A 12,750-nucleotide genomic window follows, 5' to 3' on the forward strand; every position below is an offset into this window, starting at 1 on the left:
CGGTTAGGCCAAAGTCTAAGAAGACGATAAATTGACTTCCATGTCTGATGCTCTCGGCGCTGGCGCCGCCCGTCCCGACTTTGTCTCTCGTTCTGTCCTGGTCACCGGTGGCAACCGGGGTATTGGCCTGGCGATCGCGCAACGTCTTGCCGCTGATGGGCACAAGGTCGCTGTGACCCACCGCGGTTCCGGTGTGCCGGAGGGCTTGTTCGGGGTGGAGTGCGATGTCACCGACAACGATGCCGTCGACCGTGCCTTCAAAGAGGTCGAGGAGCACCAGGGCCCCGTCGAGGTGTTGGTATCCAATGCCGGCATCGCACAGGATGCATTCCTGATGCGCATGACCGAGGAGAAGTTTGAGCAAGTCATCAACGCGAACCTGACCGGGGCGTTCCGGGTGGCCCAGCGGGCCTCACGCACTATGCAGCGGAAGCGCTTCGGCCGGATGATCTTCATCGGTTCGGTCTCGGGCACCTGGGGAATCGGCAACCAGGCCAACTATGCGGCCTCCAAGGCCGGTGTCATCGGCTTGGCACGCTCGATCGCTCGGGAGCTCTCCAAGGCGGGCGTCACCGCCAACGTGGTCGCGCCTGGTTTCATCGACACCGAGATGACCCGCGCACTCGATGAGAGGGTCCAGGAGGGCGCACTGGAATTCATTCCGGCGAAGCGGGTGGGAACTGCAGCTGAGGTCGCCGGGGTCGTCAGCTTCCTGGCCTCCGAAGATGCCAGTTACATCTCCGGTGCGGTGATCCCGGTTGATGGTGGCATGGGTATGGGCCACTAGGTACTGGCATGCTGCGGCGATGAGCCGCATGCGCGAAGAGCTTTAGACGAGCGAGAACACAACTAAGGAGAATCGTGGCAGGGCTACTCGAGGGCAAGCGGATCCTGGTGACGGGCATCATCACCGATTCGTCGATCGCGTTCCATATCGCAAAGGTCGCGCAGGAACAAGGTGCGCAGCTGGTGCTCACCGGTTTCGACCGGCTGCGCCTCATCGAGCGCATCACCCAGCGGTTACCTCAGCCGGCGCCGCTGCTGGAGCTCAATGTGCAGGACGAGAAGCACCTGGACAGCCTCGCCGACCGTGTCACCGAGGTGATCGGGGAGGGCAACAAGCTCGACGGCGTGGTGCATTCGATCGGTTTCATGCCGCAAACCGGCATGGGATTGAATCCGTTTTTCGAGGCGCCTTTCGAAGACGTGGCCAAGGGTTTCCACATCTCGGCGTTCTCTTATGCATCGCTGGCCAAGGCAGTACTGCCGATCATGAACCGCGGCGGCAGCATCGTGGGTATGGATTTTGACCCGACCCGCGCGATGCCGTTCTACAACTGGATGACCGTTGCCAAGAGCGCACTGGAATCGGTCAACCGGTTCGTCGCACGCGAGGCGGGTGCCGCCGGTATCCGTTCGAACCTTGTTGCAGCCGGTCCGATTCGGACGCTAGCTATGAGTGCGATCGTCGGTGGCGCACTGGGTGATGAGGCCGGCCAGCAGATGAGCGTGCTCGAGGACGGCTGGGACCAGCGTGCTCCGATCGGCTGGGACATGAAGGACCCGACCCCGGTCGCCAAGACCGTCTGTGCGCTGCTGTCGGATTGGCTGCCGGCGACCACCGGCGACATCATCTTCGCCGACGGCGGCGCGCACACACAGCTGCTCTAGTGGAGTTCGATGCTGTGCTCTTGCTGTCCTTCGGTGGTCCCGAGGGGCCGCAGGAGGTTCGGCCGTTCCTGGAGAATGTCACGCGCGGCCGCGGGGTTCCGCCGGAGCGTCTCGACGAGGTGGCCGAGCACTACTTCCATTTTGGCGGCATCTCTCCGATTAACGGCATCAATCGAGCGCTGATCGACGAGATCTCGCGCCAACTAAAACTGACCGGGCGCCCCCTGCCGGTGTTCTTCGGCAACCGCAATTGGTACCCCATGGTGGAGCAAACCGTTGCCGATATGCGCGACAAGGGGATTCGACGAGCAGCCGTCTTCACGACCTCTGCCTGGGGTGGCTACTCGGGATGCACACAATACGTAGAGGACATTGCCCGGGCGCGTGCTGCGGTGGGGGATGGGGCGCCCGAGCTGGTGAAGCTCCGTCAGTATTTCGACCACCCTGCATTGGTGCAGCTGTATGCCGAGGCCGTCGCCGCAGCGGCTTCGGGGCTGAAGGGTGCGCCTCGGCTGGTGTTCACCGCCCATTCCATTCCGATAGCCGCAGACCAGCGGCACGGCCCCGACCTCTATAGCCGCCAGGTGCGCTACCTCGCGCAGCTGGTCGCCGAGGCAGCCGGGTACCAGGACTATGACGTGGTGTGGCAGTCCCGTTCGGGACCGCCACAGGTGCCATGGCTGGAGCCGGACATCATCGACCATCTGGCTCATCTTGTCGCCCAAGGCGATCGAGAAATCCGCTCAGTGGTTGTGGCGCCGATCGGGTTTGTGTCGGACCACCTGGAGGTGCTGTGGGACTTGGACAACGAGGCCTATGAGTACGCTGCCGAACACGACATCGAGTTCGCCCGCGCGGCGACGCCGGGTGCCGACGCGCGATTCGCGCGCATCGCGGTGGACTTGATCGCAGAGATCGCGGATGGCGAACCGCCGCTGCGTGCAGTGGGGAAAAACCCGGTCCCCGGTTACGGGTTCAGTGTGAACGGTGCTCCGTGTTCACCGCTGTGTTGCGGCGGGCCGAAGATCTAGCGCGCGGCCTCGATGATGGCGGCCGCGGCGGCCATCCGGGCCTCGCGCACCAGAATGACGAGAGGTCGCAACGCCTCGCCGACCGCTCCGTCGTCGAGGGCTTCGGGTAACTGCATGATCTCGGCCGCTGCCGTGGCGATCGCCTCAACCTGATTGGCTGAATCGAGCACGCGGACCGCCCGGTGTGGTGCGTAGTCCGGCAGGCGGTGCGCGCGTAGCGTGGAGAGCACGTCTTCAACCAGGGAGCGGGGGTCGGCATCCGCTGTGTCCACAACCCGGCCCAGGCGGCTGAGTGTGGCTGTGGCGGTCCGGACCGCCTGGCGTAGTTGATATTCGGCTTCCCCGAGGTCCGGTACTACTTGTGCCGGGATCCGGCCCGGTAGTGAGTAGACGGTCCAGGACAGGCCGACGGTCTCGTCGCGATCCTCGTCGTACTCCACAGCGGGCACCAATCCTATTGCCGTGGAATTATTCTGGCGATCGCTGAGCACGATCGCCTCGCTGGCCTCCATCGCATCACGCTGGAACTGAGTGTTGGCAGGCAGGCCCCGGGGGTCGCCAGGTGCGGGCAGGATCACATGGATATCGGGCGAACCGTGCGGCTGGCCGGTTGCGGTACGTACCGTCTGAAGTAGGCCGATGGGGCCGTTGTCGTCCATATCCGGCCACGAGAGTCCCGTGTGGCCGGCGGCGACCGCGTCGTATGCAGTGACTAAATGTTTTGGCGCCCAAGCAATGAGGGCGTCGATGACGTCGTCGGGCGCCGCGCGGCCGGCCAGCCACGCGCTTGCCCACACCGCCAGGGACACACTCGGATTCGCCATAGTGCTCGCAGTCTAAGGCCCCGTATCCGCCCCCACCAGTTGCCCACGCGGTCTAATGTGGACTCATGCCGATTGTGTGGCTCGTCGCAGGCATCCTGCTCGCGGCCGCCGAGTTGATGACAGGTGACATGTTCCTGTTGATGCTCGGTGGTTCGGCCCTGGTCACCGCCGGTGTCGGATGGGTGTTCGACATGCCGCTATGGGCCGAGGGACTGGTCTTCGTCATCAGCGCGGTGATTTTGCTGGTCGGTGTGCGGCCCGCGTTGCGTAAGCGGCTGACGGCGGGCCCAATCCTGCATACCAACGCCAGGGCGTTGGAGGGCAAGAGTGCCATTGTGATTGAACCGGTCGATGATCTCCATGGGCTGATTCGGCTCGGCGGTGAGATGTGGTCCGCCCGTAGCCTGGAGAAGTCGGGCCGGTTTGAGCAGGGAGAGACGGTGACGGTTGTTCAAATCGACGGTGCGACGGCGGTTGTCGAGAAGATCTAGCGTAATAATCTCAGTGACAGGAGTACGGGTATGGGAGTAGCTGCCGGGGCCTTTGTGCTGATCGTCTTGATCATCCTGGGCGTCACCATCGTGCTGAAGTCCGTAGCACTCGTCCCGCAGGCGGAGGCCGCGGTGATCGAGCGCCTGGGGCGGTATTCGAAGACCGTGAGTGGGCAGTTGACCATTCTGGTGCCGTTCGTCGACCGAATCCGGGCCAAGGTTGATCTGCGCGAACGAGTGGTGTCCTTTCCGCCCCAACCGGTGATCACCGAGGATAACCTTACGGTGAATATCGATACCGTTGTCTACTTCCAGGTCACCAATCCGCAAGCTGCGGTGTACGAGATCAGTAACTACATCGTCGGTGTGGAACAGCTCACCACCACCACGCTGCGCAATGTGGTGGGCGGTATGACGCTGGAGCAGACGTTGACCTCGCGTGACCAGATCAACGGTCAGTTGCGTGGCGTACTGGACGAGGCCACCGGACGCTGGGGCCTGCGCGTCGCGCGGGTCGAGCTGCGATCCATCGATCCGCCGCCTTCGGTGCAGGAATCGATGGAAAAGCAGATGAAGGCCGACCGTGAGAAGCGCGCCATGATCCTGTCTGCCGAAGGTGCCAGGCAGGCGGCAATCCTGTCGGCAGAGGGACAGAAGCAGGCACAGATCCTCGCCGCTGAAGGTTCCCGGCAATCGGCGATCCTGGCCGCCGAAGGTGAACGCCAGTCCCGCATCCTCCGTGCCGAGGGTGAGCGTGCAGCCCAGTATCTACAGGCGCAGGGCCAGGCCAAGGCCATTGAAAAGGTCTTTGCCGCAGTGAAATCGGGTAAGCCGACTCCAGAGTTGTTGGCGTACCAGTATTTACAGACGCTACCCAAGATGGCCCAGGGGGAAGCCAACAAGGTTTGGCTCATTCCCAGTGACTTCGGTTCGGCACTGCAGGGGTTCACCAAGCTGCTGGGTGCCCCCGGGTCTGACGGCGTGTTCCGCTATGAACCGTCCCCGGACGACGAGTCAACCGAGCGTCCCGAGGACGATTCCGCCGAGGTTGCCGGGTGGTTCGAAACCAAGACCACGCCCGAAGTCGCTGCGGCGGTTGCCGCTGCGCAATCCGCGGCCCAGGAGATCGGGGCCGCGGACCCCGCGACCGACCCCGCGATCGACCCGGCGAGCCGTCACGGACTACCGGGAGCGTGACATCCGCAGTGTCGGCACCGGCGTAGTCGCCTTGACAAGGAGATTCCTCCGGCCCATCATGGGAACCGGTTCAGCACCTTGCTAGGTGAGGCTCCTACGTGAATACAGGCCACTGATCTGACGACGTCGAGAGACGCCCAAGGTTAGGACAGGTCTTCCCGGACTAAGGGATGACCCGAAGTGGCTTCCGCGAGCGGACACGTCACGTAGTGCCGAAGCCCTGACGAGAGGGGTGCATGCCGGGCGACGTCGCTGTCCGGTATTTCTCTCTTGTGGTCGTTGTTCCGACAGCTGGCGCCCGCGTGCGCCCCGACGGCAAGGAGGTGAGGCACAACCGTGATATCCGGAGACAGTCCGCATAGACAACAGCTGCCGCATACCTTGCTGCTCATTCGAGGGTGAAACCTCGCTTTAGTCAATGTTTTTGACGCTTGCGTTCAGGTATGCGGCTTCCCCGCAAGGAGTCCGATCATGAGCACAACATTCAACGCAGTACGCCGGCTGTGGACACGGCACCGGCTGACCCCGCAAGAGCGCGCCAATCTGCAACTGGCTTACTCGCCGCTGGCGGTTGTTTCGGCGTCGCTGGGGGCGCATCCACCGCGGTAACCCTGAGGGATACCGCTATCGCCGTCCACGCACAGTCGATTCACAGTGCGCGGACATTCGGAATTCATTCGAGGCCAATACGCTTCGGCCGCCCACCGGGCGGACGGAGCGTATTGGCCCAACGCTGAGGAGTCGGCATGGCTACTTCGAATAAGGCGGCTACGCCGCGAGTAATTCAATTCTCGGATCTGTTGAAGGCTCCGGTGGTTGCGCGCTCCGGCGACACGATCGGCCGGCTGGAGGACGTCATCGTTCGGCTCCGCGGGTCGGATGAATACCCGCTTGTCACCGGGTGCGTCGTCGACATGGGTGGGCGCAGGGTGTTCGTGTCCGCGAGTGTCGTTTCCATCGTGGCACCGGATCGAATTGAATTGAGTAAGAACAAAGTTGACCTTCGCGGCTTCGAACGCCGAGACGGGGAATACCTGCTCGAAGAGGACGTGCTCGATCACCGGTTCATCGATGTGGACAACGCCGAGCTGGTGCATGCCTACGACATCGAACTCGTGGAATCAGCCGAGGGATGGATCCTTGCCCGGCTCGATACACGTCGTCCCGCAAGATTTTTCGGTTTGATCAGGGCGGGCGCGGGTCAGGCCGGTAGGGATTGGAAGGCCTTCGAGCCGATGATCGGCCATGGTGGGTCACTGTTGGCGCGCCGCGTCGGGGGGAGAGTGAACACGCTCAAGCCCGCCGAGATCGCTGACCTGCTCGAGGAGGCCACCAAGGAGGAGGGCGGCGAGATCCTCGACCGTGTCCGTGACAACCCGGAGCTCGAGGCCGATGTATTCGAGGAGCTCGATTCGGACAAGGCCAGCAAGCTGTTTCAAGACATGTCCGATGTGGACGTCGCGGCCCTTCTTGGCCGGATGCGTGCAGACGACGCGGCAGACGCAATCTTCGACCTGCGGCAGTCCCGTCGACGAGCCGTCTTGGATCTCATGCCGGGACCGCAACGTACGAAGGTGGTCACGTTGATGGGGTTCAGCCCCGAGTCGGCCGGTGGTCTGATGAATGTGGATATTGTCTCGTGCGTACCCGGCGGCACGGCGGGTGATGCGCTTGGTGCGATTTCGGAGGCGAAATCCCTTCAGCCCGAGGCGCTTCTGAAGGTGCACGTGGTTTCCGACAACGGCGAGCTGGTGGGTGTGGTGTCGGTAATACGGCTTCTGCAGGCCGATCCTGGTGCTGCCGTGCAATCGATCATGGACGACGATCCGGTGCGCGTCGCCCCGGAGGCTGACCTGACGGACGTCGCATTGCTGATGGCCGACTACAACCTGGCCTTGATTCCCGTCGTCGACGAGGGCGACAAGGTGCTCGGCGTCGTGACCTATGACGATGTGCTGGCCGCGCTCATCCCTGAGGATTGGCGTCGTCGTGAGCCCGCCCCGCGTCCGGTGCGCCAGGTTGCGTCGAGCCCAGACGGAGTCACGCCATGAGCGAAAACAGGATCGTCGGCGCCCCCAGAAACAGCCGGGACAGCCAGGAAAGTCACGGCAGCGACGTTATTGGGGCTCCGCAAGTAGTTACGACTCAGTCACAGAGTGCCGTACTCGATTCGGCCCATCTGGGTGACATCGAAGGTGCGTTCGGCCGAATCAGTGTGAGCGACCCCGGCCAGGCGCGCACCTTCAAGACACGGATGGCGACGATGGCCGCCATCTTGGGGCCGGGCATCATCGTCATGGTCGGCGACAACGATGCCGGCGGCGTTGCGACGTATGCCCAGGCCGGTCAGAGCTACGGGTACAGCTTGCTGTGGGTACTGTTGCTGCTCATCCCGGTTCTTGTTGTCAATCAGGAGATGGTGGTTCGCCTTGGTGCGGTCACTGGGGTCGGACACGCGCGGTTGATCAACGAACGGTTCGGTCGTGGTTGGGGCTGGTTCTCGGTAGGTGACTTGTTCATCCTGAACTTTCTCACTCTTGTCACCGAATTCATCGGCGTGGCACTGGCTTCCGAGTATCTCGGGGCCTCGAAGTACTACACGGTGCCTTTCGCCGCCATCGCACTGATTCTCATCATGGCCACCGGTAGCTTCCGCAGCTGGGAGCGAGCCATGTTCGTGTTCATTGTGATTACCCTGCTGCAGATTCCCATGTTCATGATGTCGGATCCGCAATGGGGAAGAGCTGCACACGGTTTCGTGGTGCCGGGTATCGACGGCGGTATCAGTTCCGGTGCGGTGTTGCTGATCATTGCCATGGTGGGCACCACGGTGGCGCCGTGGCAGCTGTTCTTCCAGCAGTCCAACATCGTCGACAAGCGCATCACTCCACGGTTCATCGGGTACGAACGCGCCGACACCGTCATCGGCTCATTGGTCGTGGTGATCGGTGCCGCCGCCCTGGTGATGACGGCCGATTACGCGGCCCGCGCGACCGGCAACTCGGGCCCGGACAGATGGGGCGACGTCGGCGATGCGGGGATGATCGCCGACTGGCTGGGGCAGGTTCAGCCGTTGTTGGGCAAGATCTTTGCGATCGTCCTGCTGGATGCGTCCATCATCGGAGCGGCCGCTGTCACCCTGGCCACCAGTTACGCCTTCGGTGACACTTTTGGGCTCAAGCACTCTCTGCACCGCAGCTTCAAGGACGCCAAACCGTTCTATCTGTCGTACACGGTGATGGTCGGCGTGGGGGCTGCCATCGTGCTGATCCCGAATGCCCCGCTCGGGCTCATGACTACCGCGGTGCAGGCGCTAGCCGGCCTGCTTCTGCCCAGCGCAAGTGTGTTCTTGCTGTTGTTGTGCAATGACAAGGCGGTGTTGGGTCCGTGGGTCAACAAGGTGTGGCTCAATATTGTGGCCGGCCTCATCGTCGGTGTGCTGCTGTTTCTTTCCGGCATTTTGATGGCGACGACGCTGTTCCCAGATCTGGACGTCGTACAGGTCGCCGGAGACCTGGCCGTAGGTGTTGCGGTACTGGCTGCGCTGGTCGGGATCGGACTGTGGTGGGCGTCGGGGAGACAACGCGTGGATCCGGCGGTCGTGGCGATGAACAAGGCCCTCGAGAGCGTTGACGCGCGGACCTGGCGTATGCCGCCGCTCGCATTGCTCGAGCCGGTCACCTGGAGTCCTGGGACCAAGTTGGGCATGCTCGCACTTCGTGGATATCTGGTTGTCGGCGCCATCCTGTTGGTGGTGAAGGCAATTCAACTCGCGCACGGGAGTTGAACGACGCCCCCGGCAAGGCGTAATGAAATCGTTCGGAACAGGCGGTCGCGCTGGACTATCGCGGCGCGACCGCCTCCAATGGATGCATGAGTATCCGCGCGTTACGCCGTTTCTGGGAGCGTCATCAGTTGACCGCGCAAGAGCGCGCCAACATGCAGCTGGCCCGGTCGCCGCTGGCGGTAATTTCCGCGTCCCTCGGCGCACACGCGCCCCACTAGCGGGAATCGGCCGACCTATCGACGACGTGGTGTCGTAGTGGTTCACTGGGATGATGAGCAATGACGCTTTCGTATCTCCCCGGGTCCTCGCTTTGTTGGGTTCTTTCCAGGCTGTCGATGCCGTCATCTGCATCCAGCCGATTCCCTATGTGGCTAAATGTCTTGACGATGTGCATTATCCGCGACAAAACCGGTGGATTTTCGCACCGATCAAGGCCGTGTCGGCGCTTGGGCTGGTGGGTGGAATTCGGTTTCCGTGGCTGGCCAAGCTGACTCTGGTTATGCTCACCATCTATTTCAGTCTGGCCGTCGGCGCACATCTGCGGGTGCGCGACATCGGGCTCAACGCGATGTCGGCCTCGACGCTGCTAGCCACATACGGAACCCTGGCCACCAAGGGAATGGCGGCGAAATCGTCATGACAGAGCGGCTTTTGGCGAATCCGAAAGTACTGACCGCACTAGCAGCCATCCAGGCCGCCGATGCCGCGGTATGCGTCCGTCCGATCAAACCCATCAAAGAGTCGCTGGAGAAAGTGGGTTTACCACAACGGATCTGGTGGGTGCTACCGGTGGTCAAGTCGGCATCGGCAGTGGGGCTCATCGGCGGTATCCGGTGGACAGCACTGGGCCGATTGACGGCGTTCATGCTTGCCGTCTACTTCACCCTGGCGGTCGGTGCGCATATACGGGTGCGTGACAACGCGCTCCACGCGGTGCCGGCGGCAAGCCTGCTGCTGTGGTTCGCCGTCCTTGCGGGCAAGGGGTTCGATGACCGGAAATCTGCGCCCTAGCCGCCGACCCGTTCGGGTTCATCGGAGGTCTCGGGACTGGCGACCTCGGTGTGTGTGCGCTTGTAGCGCCTGATCTCGTACAGGATTCCCAGTACGCCGACCACCGAGGTGGCCAGCGAGACGGCGAAGAGCGTGCCACTGATGTGTCCGGTGAGCGCATCACCGAGCACGACGACTGCCAGGGTGCCCGGAAGTAGGCCGACGGAGGTGGCCAGCGTGTAGGGCACCACGCGTACTGCGGAGGCCCCGGCCGCGTAGTTGAGAACCGAGAACGGTACCGCCGGGATGAGCCGCATCGACATCACCGCGATCCAACCGCGCCGGCGCAATTGGTTGTCGACGTTCCTCACCGCGGCACGGTGATGCAGCGTGCTGAGCTTCCAGCCCAGCGCCCGCACTCCCCACAGTGCCAAGACCGCGCTCGCGGTGCTCGCGACGACAGCCAGTAGGACTCCAAGCTGCGTTCCGAAGAGCAGTCCGGCAGCCAGGGTGAACGCGGTGCGCGGGAAGGGCAGCACCGTCACGATCGTGTGTGCCGCCAAGAAGGCGAGCGGGAACCATGGGCCCAGCTCGTCAGCCCAATCCCTCATCTGGAGGGCGGTCGGCAGCGGTAGAAACAGCAGGGCGGCGGCCACGATGAGAACGGCCACACCGGTCCACAGCAGCTGACGCCGCGGGATCCGTCGTGCTGCGACGACGCCTGCGCCCCAGACCTGCCGGAATCCCATGGTCGTCAGCCTACGGAGCCCGAATGAACGGAGGGGACAGGACACGGGTGTAGCGATGGCCGCGGCCCCATACTGGGCAGTAGCCGACGGCGTCATTTAGCCTGATGACTAAGTGTGATAGGCATTTCGGCATGGAGTGCCATATATGTCGCTCGACGACGAGCAGCAGGGAGCAGTTTTGTGACTGTTGAGGTACCCGAGATTCGACGTGACTTCGCGCGGTGGCAGAAGAACGTCGCCGGGGTGTTGGCCAAGACCACACGCAAGGCGGTCGAGGACCTGCCCGCCGACCCCGAGCGACTGCTCGATTCGCCGACATATGACGGGATAGCGATCCGTCCGCTGTACACGGCACTCGATGAACTTCCCGAGCCGTCGCTGCCCGGACAATGGCCCTTCGTGCGCGGTGGCGACCCCCGGCGCGATGTGAACAGCGGGTGGAAGGTCGCCGAGCGTTTCGACGGCGCGGGCACCGACGCCGCCCTCGTGAACGAGGCCATTCTCGACGCGCTGGGGCAGGGGGCCAGCGCCATCGTGCTGGCCGGTATTACCCCCGAGGCGGTCGGACGTGCGCTGCAGGGGGTGTACCTCGACTTGGCTCCCATCCAAGTAGAGGCCGGCGCCGAGCTGACCGGGGTGACCGAGGCGATCTTGTCGGTCCTGGACACCTACGAGGGAATCACCGCCAAGGTGGTCGTCGACCTCGGTGCCGATCCGCTGGGTGATGCCTTTACCGGTCACCGGTCGGGCGTGTCGATCGAGGAGACGGTGGCCTTGGCCGAGCGCGCGAGCGCCCGCACCGAGCAGATCCGGGCCATTACCGTCGACGGCACGATCGCGCACGAGCTGGGTTCCAGCGATAGCCAAGAGTTGGCGGTCGCGATAGCTGTTGGGGTCGCGTATCTACGGCTGTTGCAGAATGCGGGCCTGGGCATCGCGGAAGCATTGCGGCAGATCAGTTTCCGCTTCGCCGCAACCGACGATCAGTTTGTGTCGATCGCCAAGTTCCGCGCCGCCAGGGTGCTCTGGGCCCGTGTGGCCGAGGTCGCCGGCGTGCCGGAGGACGGCGGCGCTCTCATGCACGCGGTGACCTCCGAACCGATGATGGCCCAACGTGATCCGTGGGTGAATATGCTGCGCACCACCCTGGCCGCATTCGGTGCCGGAGTCGGTGGAGCGGACAGTGTGCGGGTGCGTCGGTTCGACGACGCGATCGCCGGTGGGCTGGATTCGGTATCCCCGGCGTTCTCCGCGCGGATCGCCCGGAACACGCAGCTGTTGCTCATCGAGGAGTCTCATGTCGGTCGGGTGCTCGACCCGGGCGGCGGCTCTTGGTACATCGAGGATCTCACGGAAACCCTTGCCCAGCAGGCGTGGTCGTTGTTCACCGAGATCGAGGGCGCGGGCGGATTCGAGGCGTCCGCCGATTTGATCCAGGAACGTATCGCCGCGACGCGCACACAGCGAGCCGAGGACATTGCCCATCGGCGTACCTCCATAACGGGGGTGAACGAGTTCCCGAACCTGGCAGAGGTGCCGTTGCCACCGCATCCCGCCGGGGGCTACCGGTATGCGGCCGATTTCGAGGCCCTCCGGGACCGCTCGGATGCCGCGCTGGCCGCATCGGGTACGCGTCCGACCGCACTACTGATTCCGCTGGGCCCGCTCGCCGAGCACAACGTGCGCACCACATTCGCCTCGAACCTGTTGGCCTCCGGCGGTATCGAGGCCGTGAACCCCGGCCTGCTCGATGCCGGAAAGGTCGCCGGTGCTGTCGCGGATTCGGAAGCGCGTCTCGTCGTCATTTGTGGCACGGATGCCCGGTATGCCGCCGAGGCGGGTGCGGTCGTCGATGCCGCCAGGGCTGCGGGGGCCACCGACGTCTATCTCGCGGGGCCCGAGAAGTCCGTCGGGGAGGTTGCTGAGGCATCGCGACCTGATGGCTACTTGACCATGAAAATTAATGCTGTCGAAGCTCTTTCGGCCATGCTGACCAAGTTGGGGGCGTGA

At 63.5% G+C, this 12,750-nt stretch carries 14 protein-coding genes and 1 riboswitch; of the genes, 12 read left to right on the plus strand and 2 right to left on the minus strand.

Features of this window, described 5'->3' with window-relative positions; all coding sequences use genetic code 11:
• Nucleotides 1-40 precede the first annotated feature (40 nt).
• From fabG1 to AC5Y5C_RS08755, 3 genes are all read left to right on the plus strand, one after another.
• A complete protein-coding gene (gene fabG1 / locus AC5Y5C_RS08745) occupies nt 41-787 on the plus strand; it encodes a 3-oxoacyl-ACP reductase FabG1 (RefSeq protein WP_499971012.1) in 747 nt (248 codons plus the stop codon).
• A 74-nt stretch (nt 788-861) separates the two neighbouring features.
• Nucleotides 862-1,671 (plus strand): NADH-dependent enoyl-ACP reductase InhA, encoded by an 810-nt coding sequence (gene inhA / locus AC5Y5C_RS08750; protein ID WP_499971014.1) that lies wholly within the window; start codon nt 862-864, stop codon nt 1,669-1,671.
• Complete coding sequence (locus AC5Y5C_RS08755) at nt 1,671-2,702, plus strand: ferrochelatase (RefSeq protein ID WP_499971015.1); 1,032 nt, start codon at nt 1,671-1,673, stop codon at nt 2,700-2,702. The genes inhA and AC5Y5C_RS08755 overlap by 1 nt, the downstream gene beginning before the upstream one ends.
• On the opposite strand, the gene AC5Y5C_RS08760 is transcribed toward AC5Y5C_RS08755, so the two are convergent.
• On the minus strand, nt 2,699-3,526 hold the full coding sequence (locus AC5Y5C_RS08760) for an Rv1486c family protein (RefSeq protein WP_499971016.1): 828 nt from the start codon (nt 3,524-3,526) through the stop codon (nt 2,699-2,701). The genes AC5Y5C_RS08755 and AC5Y5C_RS08760 overlap by 4 nt on opposite strands.
• 65 nt (nt 3,527-3,591) lie before the next feature.
• Here AC5Y5C_RS08760 and AC5Y5C_RS08765 point away from each other — a divergent pair, with 65 nt between their 5' ends.
• The 8 genes from AC5Y5C_RS08765 to AC5Y5C_RS08800 all read left to right on the plus strand — a co-directional run bounded on the left by AC5Y5C_RS08765 (nt 3,592) and on the right by AC5Y5C_RS08800 (nt 10,012).
• The gene (locus AC5Y5C_RS08765) at nt 3,592-4,017 is read left to right on the plus strand and encodes an NfeD family protein (RefSeq protein ID WP_499971018.1); all 426 of its coding nucleotides are present in this window, start codon (nt 3,592-3,594) and stop codon (nt 4,015-4,017) included.
• Between the two features lie 30 nt (nt 4,018-4,047).
• Complete coding sequence (locus AC5Y5C_RS08770) at nt 4,048-5,214, plus strand: SPFH domain-containing protein (RefSeq protein WP_499971019.1); 1,167 nt, start codon at nt 4,048-4,050, stop codon at nt 5,212-5,214.
• 70 nt (nt 5,215-5,284) lie between these two features.
• Nucleotides 5,285-5,453: riboswitch (M-box (ykoK) riboswitch) on the plus strand.
• A 232-nt stretch (nt 5,454-5,685) separates the two neighbouring features.
• On the plus strand, nt 5,686-5,823 hold the full coding sequence (locus AC5Y5C_RS08775) for a hypothetical protein (RefSeq protein WP_167668454.1): 138 nt from the start codon (nt 5,686-5,688) through the stop codon (nt 5,821-5,823).
• A 137-nt stretch (nt 5,824-5,960) separates the two neighbouring features.
• A complete protein-coding gene (locus tag AC5Y5C_RS08780; RefSeq protein WP_499971020.1) occupies nt 5,961-7,265 on the plus strand; it encodes a magnesium transporter MgtE N-terminal domain-containing protein in 1,305 nt (434 codons plus the stop codon).
• A 68-nt stretch (nt 7,266-7,333) separates the two neighbouring features.
• Complete coding sequence (locus tag AC5Y5C_RS08785; protein WP_499971811.1) at nt 7,334-9,001, plus strand: Nramp family divalent metal transporter; 1,668 nt, start codon at nt 7,334-7,336, stop codon at nt 8,999-9,001.
• An 86-nt stretch (nt 9,002-9,087) separates the two neighbouring features.
• Nucleotides 9,088-9,219 (plus strand): hypothetical protein, encoded by a 132-nt coding sequence (locus tag AC5Y5C_RS08790; RefSeq protein WP_499971022.1) that lies wholly within the window; start codon nt 9,088-9,090, stop codon nt 9,217-9,219.
• A 53-nt stretch (nt 9,220-9,272) separates the two neighbouring features.
• Entirely contained in the window at nt 9,273-9,641 is a 369-nt protein-coding gene (locus tag AC5Y5C_RS08795; RefSeq protein WP_499971023.1) for a DoxX family protein, read from the plus strand.
• Complete coding sequence (locus AC5Y5C_RS08800) at nt 9,638-10,012, plus strand: DoxX family protein (protein WP_499971025.1); 375 nt, start codon at nt 9,638-9,640, stop codon at nt 10,010-10,012. Before AC5Y5C_RS08795 ends, AC5Y5C_RS08800 begins: the two co-directional genes overlap by 4 nt.
• Here the strand turns inward: AC5Y5C_RS08800 and AC5Y5C_RS08805 are convergent.
• A complete protein-coding gene (locus AC5Y5C_RS08805; RefSeq protein WP_499971027.1) occupies nt 10,009-10,740 on the minus strand; it encodes a TVP38/TMEM64 family protein in 732 nt (243 codons plus the stop codon). The two genes, AC5Y5C_RS08800 and AC5Y5C_RS08805, sit on opposite strands and share 4 nt — an antisense overlap.
• Nucleotides 10,741-10,920: 180 nt before the next feature.
• Between AC5Y5C_RS08805 and mutA the strand changes: the two genes are divergently transcribed.
• Nucleotides 10,921-12,750: a methylmalonyl-CoA mutase small subunit gene (gene mutA, locus AC5Y5C_RS08810; RefSeq protein ID WP_499971029.1), complete on the plus strand. Its 1,830-nt coding sequence runs from the start codon at nt 10,921-10,923 to the stop codon at nt 12,748-12,750.

The sequence above is a fragment of the Mycobacterium sp. NGS15 genome (assembly GCF_059813245.1).